18 protein-coding genes are annotated in these 17,905 nt (G+C 70.4%); 11 read left to right on the top strand and 7 right to left on the bottom strand.

Annotated elements, in window-relative coordinates:
- Nucleotides 1-145: 145 nt before the first annotated feature.
- The 4 genes from A8M77_RS26035 to A8M77_RS26020 all read right to left on the bottom strand — a co-directional run bounded on the left by A8M77_RS26035 (nucleotide 146) and on the right by A8M77_RS26020 (nucleotide 3,583).
- Nucleotides 146-709 carry a DUF2889 domain-containing protein gene (locus A8M77_RS26035; protein WP_086924421.1) on the bottom strand — a complete coding sequence of 188 codons (564 nt, stop codon included), beginning with the start codon at nucleotides 707-709 and terminating at the stop codon, nucleotides 146-148.
- Nucleotides 706-2,013 carry a CaiB/BaiF CoA transferase family protein gene (locus tag A8M77_RS26030; protein ID WP_086924420.1) on the bottom strand — a complete coding sequence of 436 codons (1,308 nt, stop codon included), beginning with the start codon at nucleotides 2,011-2,013 and terminating at the stop codon, nucleotides 706-708. Before A8M77_RS26030 ends, A8M77_RS26035 begins: the two co-directional genes overlap by 4 nt.
- 122 nt (nucleotides 2,014-2,135) lie before the next feature.
- Nucleotides 2,136-3,284, bottom strand: a complete 1,149-nt coding sequence (locus A8M77_RS26025) for a CaiB/BaiF CoA transferase family protein (RefSeq protein ID WP_086924419.1) — start codon at nucleotides 3,282-3,284, stop codon at nucleotides 2,136-2,138.
- The gene (locus tag A8M77_RS26020) at nucleotides 3,284-3,583 is read right to left on the bottom strand and encodes a hypothetical protein (RefSeq protein WP_143694761.1); all 300 of its coding nucleotides are present in this window, start codon (nucleotides 3,581-3,583) and stop codon (nucleotides 3,284-3,286) included. The genes A8M77_RS26025 and A8M77_RS26020 overlap by 1 nt, the downstream gene beginning before the upstream one ends.
- A 92-nt stretch (nucleotides 3,584-3,675) precedes the next feature.
- On the opposite strand from A8M77_RS26020, the gene A8M77_RS26015 reads away from it, so the two are divergent.
- Together A8M77_RS26015 and A8M77_RS26010 are read left to right on the top strand one after the other, a co-directional pair.
- On the top strand, nucleotides 3,676-4,641 hold the full coding sequence (locus A8M77_RS26015; RefSeq protein WP_158100999.1) for a Bug family tripartite tricarboxylate transporter substrate binding protein: 966 nt from the start codon (nucleotides 3,676-3,678) through the stop codon (nucleotides 4,639-4,641).
- A 116-nt stretch (nucleotides 4,642-4,757) separates the two neighbouring features.
- Complete coding sequence (locus A8M77_RS26010) at nucleotides 4,758-5,741, top strand: NADPH:quinone oxidoreductase family protein (protein WP_086924416.1); 984 nt, start codon at nucleotides 4,758-4,760, stop codon at nucleotides 5,739-5,741.
- Nucleotides 5,742-5,750: 9 nt separating this feature from the next.
- Here A8M77_RS26010 and A8M77_RS26005 read toward each other — a convergent pair whose 3' ends face one another.
- On the bottom strand, nucleotides 5,751-6,500 hold the full coding sequence (locus A8M77_RS26005) for a FadR/GntR family transcriptional regulator (protein ID WP_086924415.1): 750 nt from the start codon (nucleotides 6,498-6,500) through the stop codon (nucleotides 5,751-5,753).
- Nucleotides 6,501-6,565: 65 nt separating this feature from the next.
- Between A8M77_RS26005 and A8M77_RS26000 the strand changes: the two genes are divergently transcribed.
- The 8 genes from A8M77_RS26000 to A8M77_RS25965 all read left to right on the top strand — a co-directional run bounded on the left by A8M77_RS26000 (nucleotide 6,566) and on the right by A8M77_RS25965 (nucleotide 14,784).
- Complete coding sequence (locus A8M77_RS26000) at nucleotides 6,566-7,726, top strand: acyl-CoA dehydrogenase family protein (RefSeq protein ID WP_192871683.1); 1,161 nt, start codon at nucleotides 6,566-6,568, stop codon at nucleotides 7,724-7,726.
- A gap of 11 nt (nucleotides 7,727-7,737) precedes the next feature.
- The gene (locus tag A8M77_RS25995) at nucleotides 7,738-8,874 is read left to right on the top strand and encodes an acyl-CoA dehydrogenase family protein (protein WP_086924414.1); all 1,137 of its coding nucleotides are present in this window, start codon (nucleotides 7,738-7,740) and stop codon (nucleotides 8,872-8,874) included.
- A 12-nt stretch (nucleotides 8,875-8,886) separates the two neighbouring features.
- Nucleotides 8,887-10,419 (top strand): acyl-CoA synthetase, encoded by a 1,533-nt coding sequence (locus tag A8M77_RS25990; protein ID WP_086924413.1) that lies wholly within the window; start codon nucleotides 8,887-8,889, stop codon nucleotides 10,417-10,419.
- An 11-nt stretch (nucleotides 10,420-10,430) separates the two neighbouring features.
- Complete coding sequence (locus A8M77_RS25985) at nucleotides 10,431-11,309, top strand: crotonase/enoyl-CoA hydratase family protein (protein WP_086924412.1); 879 nt, start codon at nucleotides 10,431-10,433, stop codon at nucleotides 11,307-11,309.
- Between the two features lie 26 nt (nucleotides 11,310-11,335).
- Nucleotides 11,336-12,319 (top strand): tripartite tricarboxylate transporter substrate binding protein, encoded by a 984-nt coding sequence (locus A8M77_RS25980; RefSeq protein ID WP_086924411.1) that lies wholly within the window; start codon nucleotides 11,336-11,338, stop codon nucleotides 12,317-12,319.
- 7 nt (nucleotides 12,320-12,326) lie between these two features.
- Complete coding sequence (locus tag A8M77_RS25975) at nucleotides 12,327-13,301, top strand: NAD(P)H-dependent flavin oxidoreductase (RefSeq protein WP_086924410.1); 975 nt, start codon at nucleotides 12,327-12,329, stop codon at nucleotides 13,299-13,301.
- Nucleotides 13,302-13,395: 94 nt separating this feature from the next.
- The gene (locus A8M77_RS25970) at nucleotides 13,396-14,406 is read left to right on the top strand and encodes a phosphotransferase family protein (RefSeq protein WP_086924409.1); all 1,011 of its coding nucleotides are present in this window, start codon (nucleotides 13,396-13,398) and stop codon (nucleotides 14,404-14,406) included.
- A gap of 12 nt (nucleotides 14,407-14,418) precedes the next feature.
- Complete coding sequence (locus A8M77_RS25965) at nucleotides 14,419-14,784, top strand: DUF6285 domain-containing protein (RefSeq protein WP_086924408.1); 366 nt, start codon at nucleotides 14,419-14,421, stop codon at nucleotides 14,782-14,784.
- Between the two features lie 212 nt (nucleotides 14,785-14,996).
- Here the strand turns inward: A8M77_RS25965 and A8M77_RS25960 are convergent, their stop codons facing one another.
- Both A8M77_RS25960 and A8M77_RS25955 read right to left on the bottom strand, forming a co-directional pair.
- On the bottom strand, nucleotides 14,997-16,040 hold the full coding sequence (locus A8M77_RS25960) for a DUF7064 domain-containing protein (RefSeq protein ID WP_086924407.1): 1,044 nt from the start codon (nucleotides 16,038-16,040) through the stop codon (nucleotides 14,997-14,999).
- Nucleotides 16,041-16,115: 75 nt separating this feature from the next.
- The gene (locus A8M77_RS25955; RefSeq protein WP_086924406.1) at nucleotides 16,116-16,697 is read right to left on the bottom strand and encodes a zinc-binding dehydrogenase; all 582 of its coding nucleotides are present in this window, start codon (nucleotides 16,695-16,697) and stop codon (nucleotides 16,116-16,118) included.
- A 223-nt stretch (nucleotides 16,698-16,920) separates the two neighbouring features.
- Here A8M77_RS25955 and A8M77_RS25950 point away from each other — a divergent pair, with 223 nt between their 5' ends.
- Complete coding sequence (locus A8M77_RS25950; protein WP_086924405.1) at nucleotides 16,921-17,895, top strand: Bug family tripartite tricarboxylate transporter substrate binding protein; 975 nt, start codon at nucleotides 16,921-16,923, stop codon at nucleotides 17,893-17,895.
- The last annotated feature ends 10 nt before the right edge of the window (nucleotides 17,896-17,905 follow it).

Genomic DNA, 17,905 nt, shown 5'->3' with positions numbered 1-17,905 from the left:
GAGGGTGGTGGGTGGCCAACGTAGCGAAGTAAAGGAGGAGGAACGGCGCAGCCGTTCCGGGGGACATGAGCGGAGTTGGCCACCCGCCGCCCTCGGCCCGCCCCGAACGCTCGAACCGTAGGAACCGTAGGAACCGCAGGAACCCTCAGGCCCCGCGCGGCCCCCAGCGGACGATCGCCGCGTGGCCGCCGCGACGCAGACCATGGCAACTGTCCAGCAGCCGATCCGCGGACTTCGGATCGTCCATCGGCTCACCGCGCTGCGCACGCCGGAGCTCCATGGCCGGGTTGATCGCCTGAAACGCGGTGGTGGCCATCGGGCCGAGCAGTTCGGTGAGATGGGTGCACCCCTGCTGGCCGGCGAACAGCGCCTTCACCGCCTTGACGAATCCGCCCTTGATCTGCAGGCCGACGAGCTGCGCATAGGCGGCATTGATGCCGCTGCAGTCGGCAAAGGGCGCCTGGTGCGAGCACGCCTCCGCCGCCACGATGATGAAGCGCTCGTCCAGCGTGATGCGCAGGGACATCAGGTGGACCGGGTCGCCCGCGCGGCGCGGCACGTTGCCGCGCGCGCCGTCCTGGTCGTGCGTGCGCACGTCCGACAGGCACCCCTCGATGTCGAACAGCCCGTCCTCGCGTTCCCAGCCCGTGCACTGCACCTGGCGCGTGTGCAGCAGCGCGCGCGGTGCGGCGGACGAGAGCTGCTTCATCCCGCCGCCGCCTCCGCCGCGGCCGGCACGGGGCGGCGTGCCACGGCGGGCTCCAGCGCACCGCTGGCCTGCAGCGCGGCGATGCGCGCGTCGTCGTAGCCCAGCACCTCGGCCAGCACCTCGTTCGTGTGCTGGCCCACCGCCGGCGCGGCCTGCGGGTCCGCCAGCGGCGTGCCCGAATAGAGGATCGGCAGCCGCACGTTCGGGATCCAGCCGAGCGTGGGATGCTCGATGCGCGTCACCAGCCGGCGCTCCTTCGCCTCGGGCGAGCGCAGCGCATCGCCGACGCTGCGCACCTCGCCGCAGGGGATCTGCGCGGCGCGCATGCGCGGCTGCCAGTGCGACCACGGATGCTGCACGAAGAGCTCCTCCAGCAGCTGGAAGATCTCCTCGCGCCGGCCCATGCGGCCGTTGCGCTCGGCGTAGACCGGGTCGTTCGCCAGGTCCGGCCGCTCCAGCACCTGCGCCGCCAGGCGATGGAAGATCTTGTCGTTGCCGCAGTTGATGTAGAAGGGCTTGTCCTGGCTCATGAACACGCCGGAGGGGCAGGTGTCAGGACTGGTGTTGCCGTGCCGCTGCGGATGCGCGCCGGTGTAGAGATGCTGCATGGCCGCGTAGCCGGTCATCAGCACCGCGTTGTCGAACAGCGCGATCTCGATCTGCTGGCCCTGGCCGGTGCGGCCGCGGGCGATCAGCGCGCCGAGGATGGCATTGCACGCCATCATCGCGGTGCTGATGTCCACCACCGGCGAGAGCGTGCGCACCCCCTGGCGGTCGGGGTAGCCGTTCATCGAGATGAAGCCGCTTTCCGCCTGCGCGATCGGGTCGAAGCCGAGCCGGTCGCTGAAGGCGCCCTCGCGCCCGTAGGCCGAGACCGAGCAGTAGATGATCTTCGGGTTGATCTTCTTCACGCTGGCGTAGTCCAGCCCGAAGCGCTCCATCACGCCGGTGGAGAAGTTCTCGCACAGCACGTCGGCCTGCGCGATCAGCTCCTTCACCACCGCCACGCCCTCCGCGCTCTTGAGGTTGAGCGCCACGCTGCGCTTGTTGCGGTTGCCCCAGGCATAGGGCGCGCCCTGCGCGGGCGCCTCGGCGGGCACCGGCGGGTAGTGGCGGAACTCGTCGCCGCGGCCGGGCGTCTCCACCTTGATCACGTCGGCGCCCATGTCGCCCAGGATCATGGTGGCGAAGGGGCCGGCGAGAAAGTGGCTGAAGTCGATGACGCGAATGCCCTCGAGCGCCACCGGCGCGTCGGCTGGGCGCGGCTGGTGCACCGGAAAGTCGTTGTCGAGGCGTTCGAACATGGCAGGAGGCCTTAAAGTATCATTGGTAAGACCATTATACTTACGCGATCCAGCCCCCGTCAACGCCATCCGAAAGGAATCCGCCGTGCCCGACATCGACCCGACGCACCCTGACTGAGCCCTCAGGCCACGATGCCGCGCGCGGCCAGCGCGTCGATCTCGCCGGCCGGCAGGCCCCACCCTTCCAGCGCCGCATGCACATCCATCCCCGGCGCCACGCCGGCCTGCGGCGTCGCGCTCGGCGTGCGCGAGAAGCGCGGTGCCGGCGCCGGCTGCACGTGGCCATCGATCTCGACGAAGGTCTGCCTGGCGACGTTGTGCGGATGCGCCGCGGCCTCGCGCAGGTCCAGCACGGGGGCGAAGCAGACCTCGGACGATTCGAGCAGCACACTCCACTCGTCGCGCGTGCGGGTGCGGAACACCGCGGCCAGCCGCTCGCGCAGCACGGGCCAGTTCGCGGGATCGGCGCGATCCGGCACCGGCGCGCGGTCCAGGCCGGTGATGCGCAGCAGCTCCGCGTAGAACTTCGGCTCGGCAGAACCGACGGAGACGTACTTGCCGTCCTTCGTCTCGTACACGCCGTAGTGCGGCGCCGCGCCGCTCAGCGCCGCGCGGCCGCGGCCCGGCCATTTGCCGCCGGCCATGTAGCTGTAGAAGTACATCATCAGCGAGGCGGCGCCGTCGACCATGGCCGCATCGACCACCTGGCCCCGGCCCGAGCGCGCGGCCTCGATCAGGCCGCAGGCGATGCCGAAGGCGAGGTACATGCCGCCGCCGCCGAAATCCCCCACGAGGTTCAGCGGCACGACGGGGGGACCTTCCGCCGGGCCGATCGAGTCCAGCACGCCGGCCAGCGCGATGTAGTTGATGTCGTGGCCCGGTGCCTGCGCGAGCGGACCCTCCTGGCCCCAGCCGGTCATGCGGCCATAGACCAGGCGCGGATTGAGCGCCAGGCATGCGTCGGGGCCCAGGCCCAGGCGCTCCATCACGCCGGGGCGGAAGCCCTCGATCAGCGCATCGGCCTGGCCGATGAGCCGCCGCGCGAGCGCCGCGCCTTCGTCGGACTTGAGGTCCAGCGCGATCGAGCGGCGGTTGCGGTCGGTGAACCAGAAGCGCTGCGGCATCGGGCGCGCGGCAGGCTCGGGCCGGTCGATGCGCAGCACCTCGGCGCCCATGTCGGCCAGCATCATTGCGGCGAAGGGGCCGGGCGCGAGGCCGGCCATCTCCACGACACGCAGCCCCGCAAGGGGGCCCTGGCGCGCGGCGGCCATCAATGCGCCCCGGTGGCGCCGGACGGCACGACGGCTTCCATTCGCCGCGAGGCGCGGGTGCGCAGACTGCCCGGCACCTCGTGCACCCGAGTCGCGGTCCCGTCCACGCAGTAGCCCCCGCCAGGCAGTTCGTCGACCAGGCCGCCGTTGGCGGTGAGCAGCATGTCCCACAGCTCGACCCAGGCGCCTTCGCGCTCCTCCTCCCACACGTAGCGGGTGACACGGTAGGTGCGGCCGCGCGCGTCCTCGACGTCGAACTGGCGCTCGGCCACGGTGCGGGTGGCGTGGATGGTGCTCATGGCGCCCATCATACGCTGCGTATGGTGCTTTGGTAAGACCTATGGACATTCAGGCCAATACAACCGATCATCCCGTGACCAAGGAGACTCTCATGCATCGCCGTACCCTGATCGCGGGCGCCCTGCTCGCCCTGGCCGCCGCCGGCCCCGCGCCGGCCCAGGACCACTGGCCCGAGCGCCCCGTCAAGTTCATCGTGCCTGCTGCCGCGGGCGGCACCAACGACGTTCTGGGACGCTACATCCAGGAGCCGTTGCAGAAGATCCTCGGCCAGCCGGTGGTGATGGAGTACAAGGCCGGCGCGGGCGGCGCCATCGCGTCGCAGTATGTCGCCCAGCAGCCGGCCGACGGCTACACCTTCCTGCTGCACGGCAGCGGCCTGGTCACCGTGCCGCTGGTGCAGCGCAAGCCGAGCTACGACGCAGTCAAGGACTTCGTGCCCGTCTCGCTGCTGGGCACCTCGCCCATGGTGCTGATGACGAATCCCTCGATGCCCGGGACGCTCGCGCGGTTCGTGCAGCAGGCACGGGCCAACCCGGGCTCGCTCGAGTGGGGCGCATCCGCACTGGGCGGCGTCGGCCAGCTCGCGATGGAGGCCTTCCACGAGGCGGCCGGCATCCGGAAGATGGTGATGGTGCCCTACCCCGGTGCCGGTCCGTCCGCCCAAGGGCTGCTCGCGGGCCAGACCAAGTACATGCTGTCGACGCCCTCGTCGGTGACCGCCGGCTTCGTCAAGGACGGCAAGATGCGCATCCTGGGCGTGTCCACCGCCCAGCGCAGCCCGCTGCTGCCCGACGTGCCGAGCATCTCGGAAGTGGTGCCGGGCTACCACACCGAGACCTGGTTCGGCCTGGTGGCGCGCACCGGCACGCCGCCGCAGGTGATCGCCCGCATGAGCGACGCGGTCGCCAAGGTGATCGCGCAGCCGGAGATCCAGGAGAAGTTCCGCGCCGTCTACGTCGTGCCCCGAGGCGGCGCGAAGGAACTGGGCGACATCATCCGCGCCGACCACGCCCTGTGGGGCAAGGTGGTGAAGGCCAACAACATCACGATGGACTGACGGCCGCCGTGCCCTGCACGATAGCCATCCACCCGCGGCAGGCGCTTCACAAGATGGATCGGCTTTCTTGGTCGTGTCATTGTCTGGTTTGACCATTTACATCGCAATCCTGAACCATGAAAGCCATCGTCTGCCGCAGCTTCGGTCCCGTCGACCAGCTGGACTACGCCGAGCTGCCCGCTCGCCCGCTGCTGCCGCACGAGGTGCGCATCCGCGTGCATGCCGCGGGCGTGAATTTCCCCGATTCGCTGAAGGTCGAGGGCCTGCACCAGATCAAACCGCCGCTGCCCTGGGTGCCGGGCAGCGAAACGGGCGGCGTGGTCGAGGCGGTCGGCACCGAGGTGAATGCCGTCAAGCCGGGCGATCGCGTGATGGGCGTGTCCGACGCGCGTGGCGGCGGCTTCGCCGAGCAGATCGTGCTGGATGCCGCGCGCGTGTTCGCCCTGCCCTCGCGCATGAGCTTCGAGGAGGCCGCGGCCACGCCGGTGGTCTACGGCACCACCCTTTATGCGCTCCAGCAGCGCGGCCGGCTCGCGCCCGGCGAATGGCTGCTGGTGCTCGGCGCGGCGGGCGGCGTCGGCCTCGCGACCGTGCAGCTCGGCCAGGCCATGGGCGCGCGCGTGATCGCCGCGGCCAGCACGCCGGAGAAGCGCGCCCTGTGCCTGGCGCATGGCGCCGAGCACGCCGTCGACTACACGCGGCCCGGCTGGCGCGAGGAGGTCAAGGCGCTGACCGGCGGTCGCGGCGTGGACGTGGCCTACGATCCGGTCGGCGGCGATGCCTTCGACGAGGCGGTGCGCTGCATGGCCTTCGACGGCCGCTACCTGGTGATCGGCTTCACCGCCGGCCGCATTCCGGAGATCAAGGTCAACTACCCGCTGGTGAAGGGCTTCGACATCCTGGGCGTGCGCTACGACGTGTGGCGCGACGGCAGCTGGCCGCAGGCGCGGGCCAATCTGCAACAGGTGCTGGCTTTCTACGAGCAGGGCCGGGTGCGGCCGCTGGTCTCGGGCCGCTATCCGCTGCCGCGCGCGGTAGAGGCGATGCGCAGCATCACCTCGCGCGGCACGACCGGCAAGGTCGTGCTGGTGACGGCTTGAAGCCCCGGCTCACGACCGGGCCGGTGCAGGCCGCTTCTGCTTCTTGTCGCGCTCGCTGATGAGGTACTCCGTCACCCTGCGCAGATGCTCCTGCATGGCGTCTGAGGCCGCCTGCGCATCGCGGCGGCGCATCAGGTCCAGCACGCGCTGGCGCACCACCATGATGTCCTTGTTGGGCCGCGGGTCCACGCTCGCGAGCATGGCGCGGTACACCTCCGACAGCGCATCCACCATCATCGGGACCAGCGGGTTGTGCGTGGCCTGCGCAATCAACCGGTAGAACTCGATCACCGACTGCGTGTTGCGCGAGGCGCGACCCAGGCGGAACAGGTCGGTGTGCAGGTCGATGTCGCGCTGGATCGCGTCGAACTCCTCGTCGGTGGCGCGCGGGCAGGCCAGGCGGATCGCCACGCAGATGATCTCGGTGCGCGCCTCCATCACGTTCTCCAGCGAGGCCTGGGCCAGCGACACCATGTCCTGCACCGTCTGCGCGAGCCCACCGCTGCCGCCGCTTCGGATGAAGAAGCCGCCCTGGATGCCCTTGCGCGCTTCCACCACGCCGGACACCTCCAGGCTGCGCAGTGCGTCGCGCGCGGCCGCCCGGCCGATGCCGAAGCGCTCGGCCAGCTCGCGCTCGCCGGGCAGCTGGTCGCCCGGCTTCAGCTCGCCGCTCATCAACTGATCGCGGATGCGGTCGCACACGGCCTCGAAGCCGCGGCGCGTGCGCACGGGTTGAAAAAGCGAATCGTCGTTCGGCATGGGGCGGGTCCTTTTCGGGTTCCACAGTATTGCATATTCATTGGTTGAACCATAAGATGATTCGCATGGACCTCGCCCTGACCTCCGAACAGCGCGCCTTCCGAGACGAGGTGCGCACCTTCATCCGGTCTCGCCTGCCTGCGGATATCCGCGAAAGGCTGCGCGCCGGACATCCGCCACGCAAGCAGGACACCGTGACCTGGCAGCGCATCCTCAACGAACGCGGCTGGGCCGCGCCGCACTGGCCGAAGCGCTACGGCGGCGCCGACATGGGTGCGATGGAACGCCTGATCCTGCTGGACGAGATCTACCGCGCGCCCGCGCCGCTGCCGCAGGTCTTCAACGTCGGCATGCTCGGCCCGGTGCTGATGAAGTTCGGCACGCCGGCGCAGTGCGACCATTTCCTGCCGCGCCTGGCCAACCTCGACCTGTGGTTCTGCCAGGGTTTCTCCGAACCCGGCTCCGGCTCCGACCTGGCGTCGCTGCGCACCGCCGCGCGCCGCGACGGCGACCACTACGTCGTCAACGGCCAGAAGATCTGGACCACCACCGCGCACCTGGCCGACTGGGTGTTCGCGCTCGTGCGCACCGATGCCGAGGCGCGCAAACAGGAAGGCATCTCCTTCCTGCTGATCGACCTGCGCACGCCCGGCATCACCATCCGCCCGATCCGCTCCATCGACGGCGAGCATCACCTCAACGAGGTCTTCTTCGACGAAGTGCGCGTGCCGGTCGGCAACCTGGTCGGCCAGGAGAACAGGGGCTGGGACTGCGCGAAGTTCCTGCTGTCCAACGAGCGCACCGGCATCGCCAACGTGGGCCTGTGCCGGGAGCGGCTCGACTACGCCCGCGCGCTCGCGGGCCGCTGCACGCAGGCAGGCCGGCCGCTGCTGGACGACCCGAAGCTGCGCGCCGAGATCGCCGTGCTGGAAGCCGAGACCCGCGCATTGGAAATCACCAACTGGCGCTTCCTGCTCACCGACAGCGAGCAGCAGCGCCTGCCCGCCTTCGCCTCGGTGCTCAAGCTCAAGGGCACCGAGCTGCAGCAGGAGATCAACGCCCTGCTGGCGCGCATCGCCGGGCCCGGGGGGCTGGAGCGCCGCTCGGCCGAGGACGTGGCGCACGGCCCGATCACGCCGCGCTACTTCTATTCGCGCGCAGCGTCCATCTACGGCGGCACGACCGAAGTGCAGAAGGACATCCTGGCCAAGGCCATCGTCGGATAGGGCACGCACACATGAACTTCGAACTGAACGAGGACCAGTCGGCGCTCGCGCAGAGCCTTTCGCGCCTGCTGGCCGACCGCTACGCCTTCGAGAAGCGGCGCACGCTCGCGGCGTCGGGCGCGGCGCACGACGAGAAAACCTGGGCAGGCCTGGCCGAGCTGGGGCTCACGGCGCTGCCGGTGCCCGAAGCGCATGGCGGTTTCGGCGGCGGCGCGCGCGATCTGCTGCCGGTGATGCAGGCTTTCGGCCGGTCGCTGTCGATGGAGCCCTATCTCGCCAGCACGGTGCTGGCGGGCACGGCGCTGCGCCTGGGCGCGGACGAGGCCACGCAGGCGCGGCTGCTGCCCGGCCTGGCCAGCGGCGAGCGGGTGCTGGCCTGGGCGCACGACGAACCCGCCGGCCGCCATGCGCCGCTGTGGGTGACGACACGCGCCGAGCGCCGGGATGGTCGCTGGGTGCTCGATGGCACCAAGTCGAACGTGCTGGCCGCAGGGGCGGCAGGGCAGTTTGTCGTCAGCGCCCGCATCGCCGGTGCGCCGGCCGATGCGGATGGGTGCGCGCTGTTCCTGGTCGATGCCGGCAGCGCCGGCGTCGCACTGCGCGAGTTCCGCCTGGTCGACGAGACCACGGCCGGTGAGCTCACACTCAACGCCGCTGTCGCAGAGCCGCTGGCCGACCCGCACGACGGCGCCCAGGCCCGCCGCGCCATCGAAGGCGCGACGGCCGCCGGCATCGCCGCCGTCTGCGCCGACATGACCGGTGCCGCAGAGGCGGCCTTCGAACTGGCGATGGAGTACCTGCGCACACGCAAGCAGTTCGGCCGCCTGATCGGCGAGAACCAGGCCCTGCGCCACCGCGCGGCCGAGATGCTGGTCGCGCTGGAGATGGCGCGCAGCATGGCCATGGCCGCGGCCGTCGCGGCCGACGACCCGCAAGGCGAGGACAGCCTCCTCGACCTGCACCGCGCCAAGCTCTCGGTCGGCCGCAATGCGCGCCTGGTGGCGCACGGCGCGATCCAGCTGCACGGCGGCATCGGCATGACCGAGGAATACGCCGTCGGCCACTGCCTGCGCCGCATCCACGTGCTCGACCAGCTTTTCGGCGATGCCGATGCGCACGCCGCGCGCCTTGCCGCCGCCCTGAACTGAGGACCCTCGCCCATGAGCACCACTCCCATGATCTACCTCGACGACCGCGGCATGACGCGCGACGAGGTGCTGCGCGTCGCGCAGCAGGCGGCCGCCGGCTTCGAGCAGCTCGGCGTGCGCGAAGGCGACACCGTCGCCCTGCTGCTGCGCAACGACTTCGCCTTCTTCGAGGTGCAGCAGGCCGCCGCCGCGGTCGGCGCCTATGGCGTGCCGCTGAACTGGCATGGCCGCACGGACGAAGTCATCTACGTGCTGGAGGACGCCAGGCCCAAGGTGCTGGTGGCGCACGCGGATCTGCTGGCGCCGATCCGCACGCTGGTCCCGCCAGGCATCCAGGTCTTCGTGGTGCCGACGCCGCCGGAGATCCAGCAGCGCTACGGCGTCTCCGCGGAGGCGGCCCGCCCGGCGCCGGGCGACACGGTCTGGCGCGAATGGGCCGAGCGCTTCGAGCCGCTGCAGGCGCCGCCTCGGCGCGCCCGCGCGACCATGATCTATACGTCCGGCACCACCGGCCACCCCAAGGGCGTGAAGCGCCAGCCCGCCACGCCGGAGGAGAGCAAGGCCTACGTCGAACTCTTCGCCAGCGTGTACGGCCTCCAGCCCGGCGTGCGCGCGCTGGTGAGCGGCCCGCTCTACCACGCCTCGCCCAACGCCTACGGCCGCCAGGCGCTGATGACGGCCGACGTGCTGGTGCTGCAGTCCAAGTTCGACCCCGAAGAGACGCTCGCGCTGATCGAGAAGCACCGCATCGACAACGCGGTGATGGTGCCCACCATGTTCGTGCGCATGCTCAAGCTGCCGCCCGAGGTGCGCGCGCGCCACGACGTGCGCTCGCTGCGCTGGGTCACGCACACCGGCGCGCCCTGCCCGCGCGAGGTGAAGAAGGAGCTGATGGACTGGTGGGGCCCGGTGGTCTACGAGACCTACGGCGGCACCGAGGTCGGCACCGCCACCCTCGCCACACCGCAGGACTGGCTGGAGCATCCCGGCTGCGTCGGCGTGCCCACGCCCGGCACGCGCATGGCCTTCTACGACGAAGAGGGCCGCCGCCTGCCCGAGGGCGAGACCGGCGAGATCTACGCGCGCGTGCCGGCGTATGCCGACTTCACCTATCTGAATCACGAGGAGAAGCGCCGGAGCGTGGAGCGCGACGGCCTGATCAGCCTGGGCGACGTGGGCTACATGAAGGAGGGCCGCCTGTACCTCTGCGACCGCCGCTCGGACATGGTGATCTTCGGCGGCACCAACATCTACCCGGCCGAGATCGAGATGGTGCTGACCCAGTGCCCCGGCGTGAAAGACTGCGCGGTGTTCGGCATTCCCGACGAGGACTTCGGCGAATCGCTCGCCGCCGCCGTGGAGCTGATGCCCGGCGCGCAGCTCGGCGCGGAGGAGATACGGGCCTACCTGCTGCCGCGGCTCGCCAAGTTCAAGGTGCCCAAGCGCATCGACTTCCACGACACGCTGCCGCGCGAGGACAGCGGCAAGATCTTCAAGCGGCGGCTGCGCGACCCGTTCTGGCAGAACGCCGGGCGCAGGATCTGAGGAGCGGTCGCATGGGCAAGTGGCTGCAATCCAGCGAGCACCTGCGCTTCGACGTGCGCGAGCAGGTGGCGCGCATCACGCTCAACCGGCCGGACAGGCGCAATGCGCTGTCGTGGGAGCTGCTCGTCGAGCTGCGCGCCGCGCTGCTGGAGGCGGACGACCTGCGCGCCGTGAGCGTCATCGTGCTGGAAGGCGCGGGCCCCGACTTCTGTGCGGGCTACGACATGAAGTCCGCCTATGCGCGCTATGCCGCCGAAGGCGAGGCGGCGCTCGACTACCGCAGCGGCAGCGGCTCCTTCGACGACGATGCGTGGAAGCTGGAGCGCTTCCAGGAGCTGCTGCGCACCGCCTTCGTGGTGCACAAGCCGGTGATCGCCAAGGTGCACGGCCATTGCGTGGCCGGCGGCACCGACCTCGCGCTCTACTGCGACATGGTGATCGCGGCCGACGACGCACGCATCGGCTTTCCCGCCACGCGCGCCATGGGCTCGCCGCCCAACCACATGTGGTTCTACAACGTCGGCCCGCAATGGGCCAAGCGCCTGCTGCTCAGCGGCGACGTGGTGAGCGGCAGCGATGCCGCGCGCATCGGCCTGGTGGTGGCGAGCGCGCCGGCGGCGCAACTGGACGGGGAAGTGATGGCGCTGGCGCGCCGCCTCGCCACCGTCGATCCCGAGCTGCTGGCCACCAACAAGCGCATCGTCAACCTCGCGCTGGAGCTGGCCGGCGCCGGCACCCTGCCGCGCCTGGCGGCCGAGATGGATGCCCGCGCCCACCTGTCGCGCGCCAAGAAGGAGTTCGACGCCGACGTGGCTGCGCTCGGCTTCAAGGCCGCGGTGCGCAAGCGCGACGAGCCCTTCGGCGACGGCGTCGCGCGGCCGAGCTGGTGAATTTCCGGACCTACAAGGAGACAAGCATGCCCAAGCACTTCTGGCACGCGCGCCGCGCGTTCCTGGCCGCCGCCCTGGCCCTGGGCGCGGCCCTTCCTGCGGCAGCGCAGAACGCGCCCTTCCCGGCCAAGCCGATCCGCATCGTGATCCCCACCGCCCCCGGCGGCAACATGGACGTGCTGGCGCGCCTCTATGCCGCCAAGCTGACCGAGGCCTGGGGCCAGCAGGTCATCGTCGAATCGAAGCCCGGTGCCAACACCATCCTCGCCACCACCGCGGTCGCCAAGTCGCCGGCCGACGGCTACACCGCGCTCTTCACGATCAGCGGCTTCATCCAGAACGTGGTGCTGCAGTCCAACCCGCAGTACAAACTGAGCGACCTCGCCCCGGTGTCGCTGGTGGCCAGCTTCCCGATCGCGCTCGCGGCCAACGCGGCCCTGCCGGCCAGCGACCTGCCGGGCGTGGTCAAGCTCGCGAAGCAGGACCCGGAGAAGTACACCTTCGGCAGCTATGGCGTGGGTTCCGGCGCGCACCTCATCGGCGAGGGCCTCAACAAGGCCGCGGGGATCCGCATCAAGCACGCCGCCTACAAGGGCGAGGCGGCCTCCTTCACGGACGTGGCCAGCGGCGACATCGCGCTGGCCTACGGGTCGGTGGGCTTCTATGCCAACCAGATCGCCACGGGCAAGGTCAAGCTGATCGCGGTAGCGGCGCCGCATCGGTTGAAGACCTTCCCCGACCTGCCGACCTTCGCCGAGCTGGGCTATCCCGACATCAACCTGCCCGGCTGGGGCGCGATGTTCCTTCCCGCCGGCACCCCCGCGCCGATCGTCGACAAGTACGTGCAGGAGATCCGCCGCATCACCGCCATGCCGGACGTGCTGGCCAAGATCCACCAGCTGGGTTACGAGCCCGTGGCCAACACGAACACCGAGTTCACGCAGTTCCTGCAGGAGGACCTGAAGCGCTGGGCCAAGATCGCCAAGGAAAACGACATCCGGCTGGATTGAGACGCACATGAAGAACCGCATCACCGAACTGCTGGGCATCCGCTACCCCATCGTCCAGGGCGGCATGCAATGGGTCGGCCGCGCCGAGCTGGCCGCGGCCGTCTCCAACGCGGGCGGCCTGGGCACGCTGGGTGCGCTGACGCAGCCCACGCCCGAGGACCTGGGCCGCGAGATCGAGCGCTGCCGCGCGATGACCGACAAGCCCTTCGGCGTGAACGTCACCATGCTGCCGACGGTCAACCCGCCGCCCTACGAGCGCATCTTCGACGTGATCGTCGAACACGGCATCCGCATCGTGGAGACGGCGGGCAACGTGCCCGTCGAGGTGTTCCAGCGCCTGCGCGATGCGGGCATCGTGATCCTGCACAAGTGCACCTCGGTGCGCCACGCGCTGGCGGCCGAGAAGCGCGGCGTGCACATCGTGAGCATCGACGGCTTCGAATGCGCGGGCCACCCGGGCGAGGAGGACGTTCCCGGCCTGGTGCTGATCCCGGCCGCGGTGTCGGTCCTCCGCGTGCCCGTGATCGCCTCCGGCGGCATCGCCGATGGCCGCGGCATGGCGGCGGCACTCTCGCTCGGCGCCGAGGGGGTGAACATGGGCACGCGCTTCGTCGCCACGCGCGAGGCGCCGGTGCACGACAAGGTCAAGCAGGCCCTGCTCGATGCGCGGGAGAACGAGACGCGGCTGATCATGCGCACCCTGCGCAACAGCTCGCGCGTGCTGCTCAACCCGGTGTCGGAGGAAGTGCTCGAGCTGGAACACCGGCCGGGCGGTGCGGCGTTCGAGGTGCTGCGGCCGCTGGTCAACGGGCAGCGGGGGCGGGCGGCGCTGGAGAGCGGCGATGTCACGGACGGGGTGATCTGGGCCGGCATGGTGGCGGGGCTGATCGACGACATTCCGTCGTGCGGAGAGTTGATCGAGCGCATGGTTCTCCAATGCCGGGAGCGCCTTGCTGCTGCTGCGGCGTTGGCTGCTGCATGAGCACGGTCTTGCTCCCTCTCCCTCTGCGGCGAATTCCCGGCCCCTGCGCCAATCAAACAGCAAGGCCAAAACAAAGACCGAACGAGGTCCTGCCATGAGCCCGGAGGAAACACGCAACGCGCTGGCAGCCGTGCTCGCGCGCGCCGGCCCTCGGGGCGAGGTGCAATCCCTGACCCGCCTCACCGGCGGCGCCACAAAAACCACCTGGTCCTTCGACTGGCTCGACGCCGAAGGCCGCCATCCGCTGATCCTCCAGCAGACCCCGCCGCGCGCACCGGACATCGGCAGCCCGGCACGCCGCCCGCCCAAGCTCACGGCGGAGGAAGACGCTGCATTGATGATCGCCGCCCGCGCCACCGGCGTGCCCGCACCGCGCGTCGTGCACGTGCTCACGCCCGCCGACAAGCTGGGCAGCGGCTACATCACGGAGCGCATCGAGGGCGAAACGCTCGGCAAGCGCATCGTGGCCGACCACGCCTTCGACGCCGTGCGCCCACGCCTGGCGGCGCAGTGCGGCGAGATCCTCGCCGCCATCCACCGCATGCCCTCGGACGGGCTGAGCTTCCTGGCGCGCCTCGGCCCCGCCGACGAGCTCGCTGTCTATGGAGGCCTGCTCAAGGAACATCCCTTCGTCCACCCTGCCCTGTCGTATGCGATGCGCTGGATCGGCGAACGCCTGCCGCCGGACGACGAGGCCCGCGTCGTGCATGCGGACTTCCGCACCGGCAACCTGATCGTCGACCCGGCCGAGGGCGTGCGCTCCGTGCTCGACTGGGAGATCGCGCGCATCGGCGACCCGATGCACGACCTGGGCGTGCTGTGCACGCGCAGTTGGCGCTTCGGCGGCCAAGGCGAGGCAGGCGGATTCGGCATGCGCGAGGACCTCTATGCGGCCTACGAACGCGCGAGCGGCATGCGCGTCGACCCGCGGCGCGTTCGCTTCTGGGAAGCGATGTCCAACCTCAAGTGGGCCATCTCCTGCGTGCGGCGCGGCCTGGCGCGCGGCGCCGACGGGCAGCCCGCGAGCAGCGAGCTTGCCGCCGTCGGCCGGCGGCTGGAAGAACCGCTGTGGGACTTCATGACGCTCGCCACCGCCAAGGACTGAGGAGGACGCCCCATGCCCGCCTTCGTCCCCTCCGCCGCCACACTGCTGCAGGCCGCAGCCGACGACCTCGAGCGCGACGTGCTGCCCGCGCTCGCCGGCTTCCCGCGCTTTCGCACGCGCGTCATCGTCAACGTGCTGCGCCTGCTGACCCGCGAGCTCGCACTCGGCGATGCGGCCGACGCCGCCGAGCAGGCACGGCTGCAGGCGCTGCTGGACAGCGGATCGGACGACCTGCCCGCGCTGCGCGCGGAACTCGCGCGGCGCATCGAGGCGGGCTCCTTCGACCTGGCGGACGAGGCCCTGCTGCAGCACCTGCGCGAGAGCCTGCGCGACGCGCTGGCCATCGACAACCCCGCCTGGACGCGCAGGCGGGCCTGACTCATCAACGGAGACAAGGCACGCACCCCCCCCCGCCCGACGCCAGGCCCTGCGCACCCTCGCCGCCGCATCGCCCGTCCTCGCCGGCGGCGCCGTCGCCTACGCCCTGGTCGCCAAGGCGCCGCCGGACGGCCACACGATGGTGCTGTCGCTCAGCAGCCTGGTGCTCACCAGCCTGACGGCGAAGTCCCCCGGCTACACGCTGCAGGAGCTCACGCCGGTGGCCGCTGCTCCGAGATCGGCACGCCGTCGTTCATCAGGTCGCAGTACTCCGTCATCCCCAGCACGGTCCGCCCATCGCAGTCGAACTCCGTCAAGCTCTCGGTGATGCGCGTGTACGTCCGGAAGTCGCTCGCCCCCACGCGCCGATGCCGCAGCGGCACCGTGGTCAGCACGCGCCCCTTCATCACGTAGGTTTGCCGCTCGGTCGTCACCCACGCCGTGAGCCCGCGCGGAATCCACGCGGCGTCGTATTCGGTCTCGATGCGCCCATCGACCACCGGCTCGTACACGCCCTCCCGCAGCACGTTGCCGCTGACGCGATTCGCGCCGCCCTCCGGCCGCCCCTTGATCGACAGCAGGATGCCGAAGTCGCGCGAGAAGGTGACGGGCAGCCACTTGTACCAAAAGAAGCTGTGCCAGTGCCGCGGCCCCCAGGACTTGTCGCGATAGCCGGTGCCGCCCACCAGTTCATGCTTCACACCATCCACGGTGATGTACCCATTCACCGCCATGTTCTGTTCGGTATGGCCGCGATAGACCGCATGCGCCGGGTCCGGCACGATGGGTTTCCCCTCCAGGTCGACGATCTCGCCGCCATGCATCGGTGACACCCCCTCGAAGTCCAGCTCGATCGAGGCCGGCCGCTTCGGGTAGCGCTTGAAGGCCGCGCTCGGGTCAGCCATGGCCAGCGGATCGTCCATCAGCAGCAGCTCGCCCTCGTAGCTCACACGATGCCGCTTGAACGGCTCGATCACCTCGAAGACCATCCCGGCCGCAGCCATCCGCTCGTTGCCGGTGATGGCAGGACGGCCGAACATGAAGCCCACCCGCCCATCGGGCAGGTAGACGCAGCAGCTCATCTCCGCATGCCCCTCATTGGGCCGGTTGCCGATGCGCACCCACGCGCCGATGCGGCGCGCGGCGTCGAAGGCATTGAAATACATGCTCTCGTTGTAGTGACCTACCGGCTCCGGCGGGTGCGTGTATTCGTCGCGCGGGTCCAGCTTGAGCCGGGTATCAGGTGGCATGTACATGAGGGTGGGTCCTTTCAGTGAGGCGCCAGCTCGAGGCGGGCGATCTGGTTGCGGTTTGCTTCGCCTTGCACGCCGCTATTGCGACACCCGCAGCCAGGCCTTGCCGACCGTGGATCGGCCCTCGAGCGCGGCAAGCGCCTCGCGCGCCTCCGCGAACGCGAACGAAGCCCCGGGCATGAGCCGGATGCGGCCCTGGGCATGCCGGTCGCAGACCTCGCGCGTGAGCTGCGCCGCCAGCGCGGTGTCGCGCTTGCGCACCTCGCCCCACAGCACGCCGACCGCGCTCGCGTTGTGCAGCAGCAGCCGGTTGGCCGGCAGCTGGGTCAGCGTGCCGCCGGCGAATCCGATGACGAGGTAGCGCGCGCCGTAGGCCAGGCAGCGCAGGCTCTGCGCGCCCACCTCGCCGCCCACCGGGTCGTAGATGACGTCGGCGCCGCCCGGCGCCATCTGGCGGAAGGCCTCGACCCAACCGGGGTCGCCATAGTCCAGCACGGCATCCGCACCAGCGTCCAGGCAGGCCTGCACTTTCCGCGCGCTGCCCGCGGTGGCGATGACGCGCGCGCCCATCAGCTTGCCCAGTTGCAGCGCGGCGCTGCCCACGCCGCCCGCGGCGGCATGCACGAGCAGCGTGTCGCCGGGCTGCAGCCGGCCCGCCATGCGCAGCGCGAAGAGCTTCGACGCGCCATGCGCGCATCGTCGTGGGGAGGCGGTTCGTCATCGGGTCTCCTTCGCTGCCGCCCAGCCTGCACCGCATCGAACCCGCCGGCAGGCGCCGCGGCAGGGGTGGATGAATCGTTCACTTTGCTGTTTAATCTATGGTTGAACCAATGATCGACAGCGATCGTATAGCAGCCGAATCCATCACACAAGGAGACATCGCATGAACTTCACCCGACGCCACGCGCTCGCCGCCATCGGCTCGCTCGGTGCCGGCGCCCTGCCGCTTGCGCGGGCGCAGGGGCCGTCGCAGCCCTTTCCTTCGTCGGTCATCAGGTTCGTGATTCCCACGCCTGCGGGCGGGGGCCACGACACCATGATGCGGCTCATCGGCCAGAAGCTGACCGAGGCCTGGGGCCAGCCCTGCATCGTCGAATCCAAGCCCGGCGCGAGCGGCGCGATCTCCGCCGCGACCGTGTCGCAGGCGCCGGCCGACGGCCACACCGTGCTGGTGGGCTACAGCGCGCTGCTGAGCAACACGGTGCTGATGCCGAAGCCGGGCTATCGGCTGGAGGACCTGCAGCCGGTGGGCATGCTCGCGCTCACGCCGATCGCCATCGGCATCCGCGAGAGCCTGCCGGTGTCCACGCTCAAGCAGTACGTGGCGCTCGCCAAGACCCGGCCCGGCAGGATCTCCTACGGCTCCTACGGCCAGGGCTCGGGCGGGCATTTCGTCGGCGAGCTGTTCAACATGGCGGCCGGCATCAACACCGTGCACGTGCCCTACAAGGGCGAGGCGCCGGCACTGCAGGATCTGCTGGGCGGACAGATCGATGCGGCGGTGGTGTCGGTCGGCGGCGTGAACCGCTACCCCGGCAAGATCAAGCCCCTGGCCGTGGCCGGCGCCGCACGCTTCCCTGCCTACCCCGACGTGCCGACCTTCGCCGAGCTGGGCTACCCGCAGGTCGACATGCCCGGCTGGGCCGCCGCCTTCGTGCCCGCGAAGACGCCGAAGCCCATCGTCGACAAGCTGACGGCAGAGCTGGCACGCATCCTCGTGATGCCCGACGTGCGTGCCAAGCTGCTGGAACTGGGCTTCGAGCCGGCGCCGTGGAATGGCGACAAGACGCAGCGCTTCATGAAGGACCAGCTGGCGCTGACGCAGAAGCTGGTGGATGCGGGGCGGGTGAAGTTGTAGGGGGTGCGCG

It is taken from the genome of Variovorax sp. JS1663 (assembly GCF_002157355.1).
Lineage (GTDB): Bacteria > Pseudomonadota > Gammaproteobacteria > Burkholderiales > Burkholderiaceae_C > Variovorax.
The sequence above is the reverse complement of the archived record's forward strand: the minus strand, read 5'-3'. Positions and strand labels throughout refer to the sequence as shown.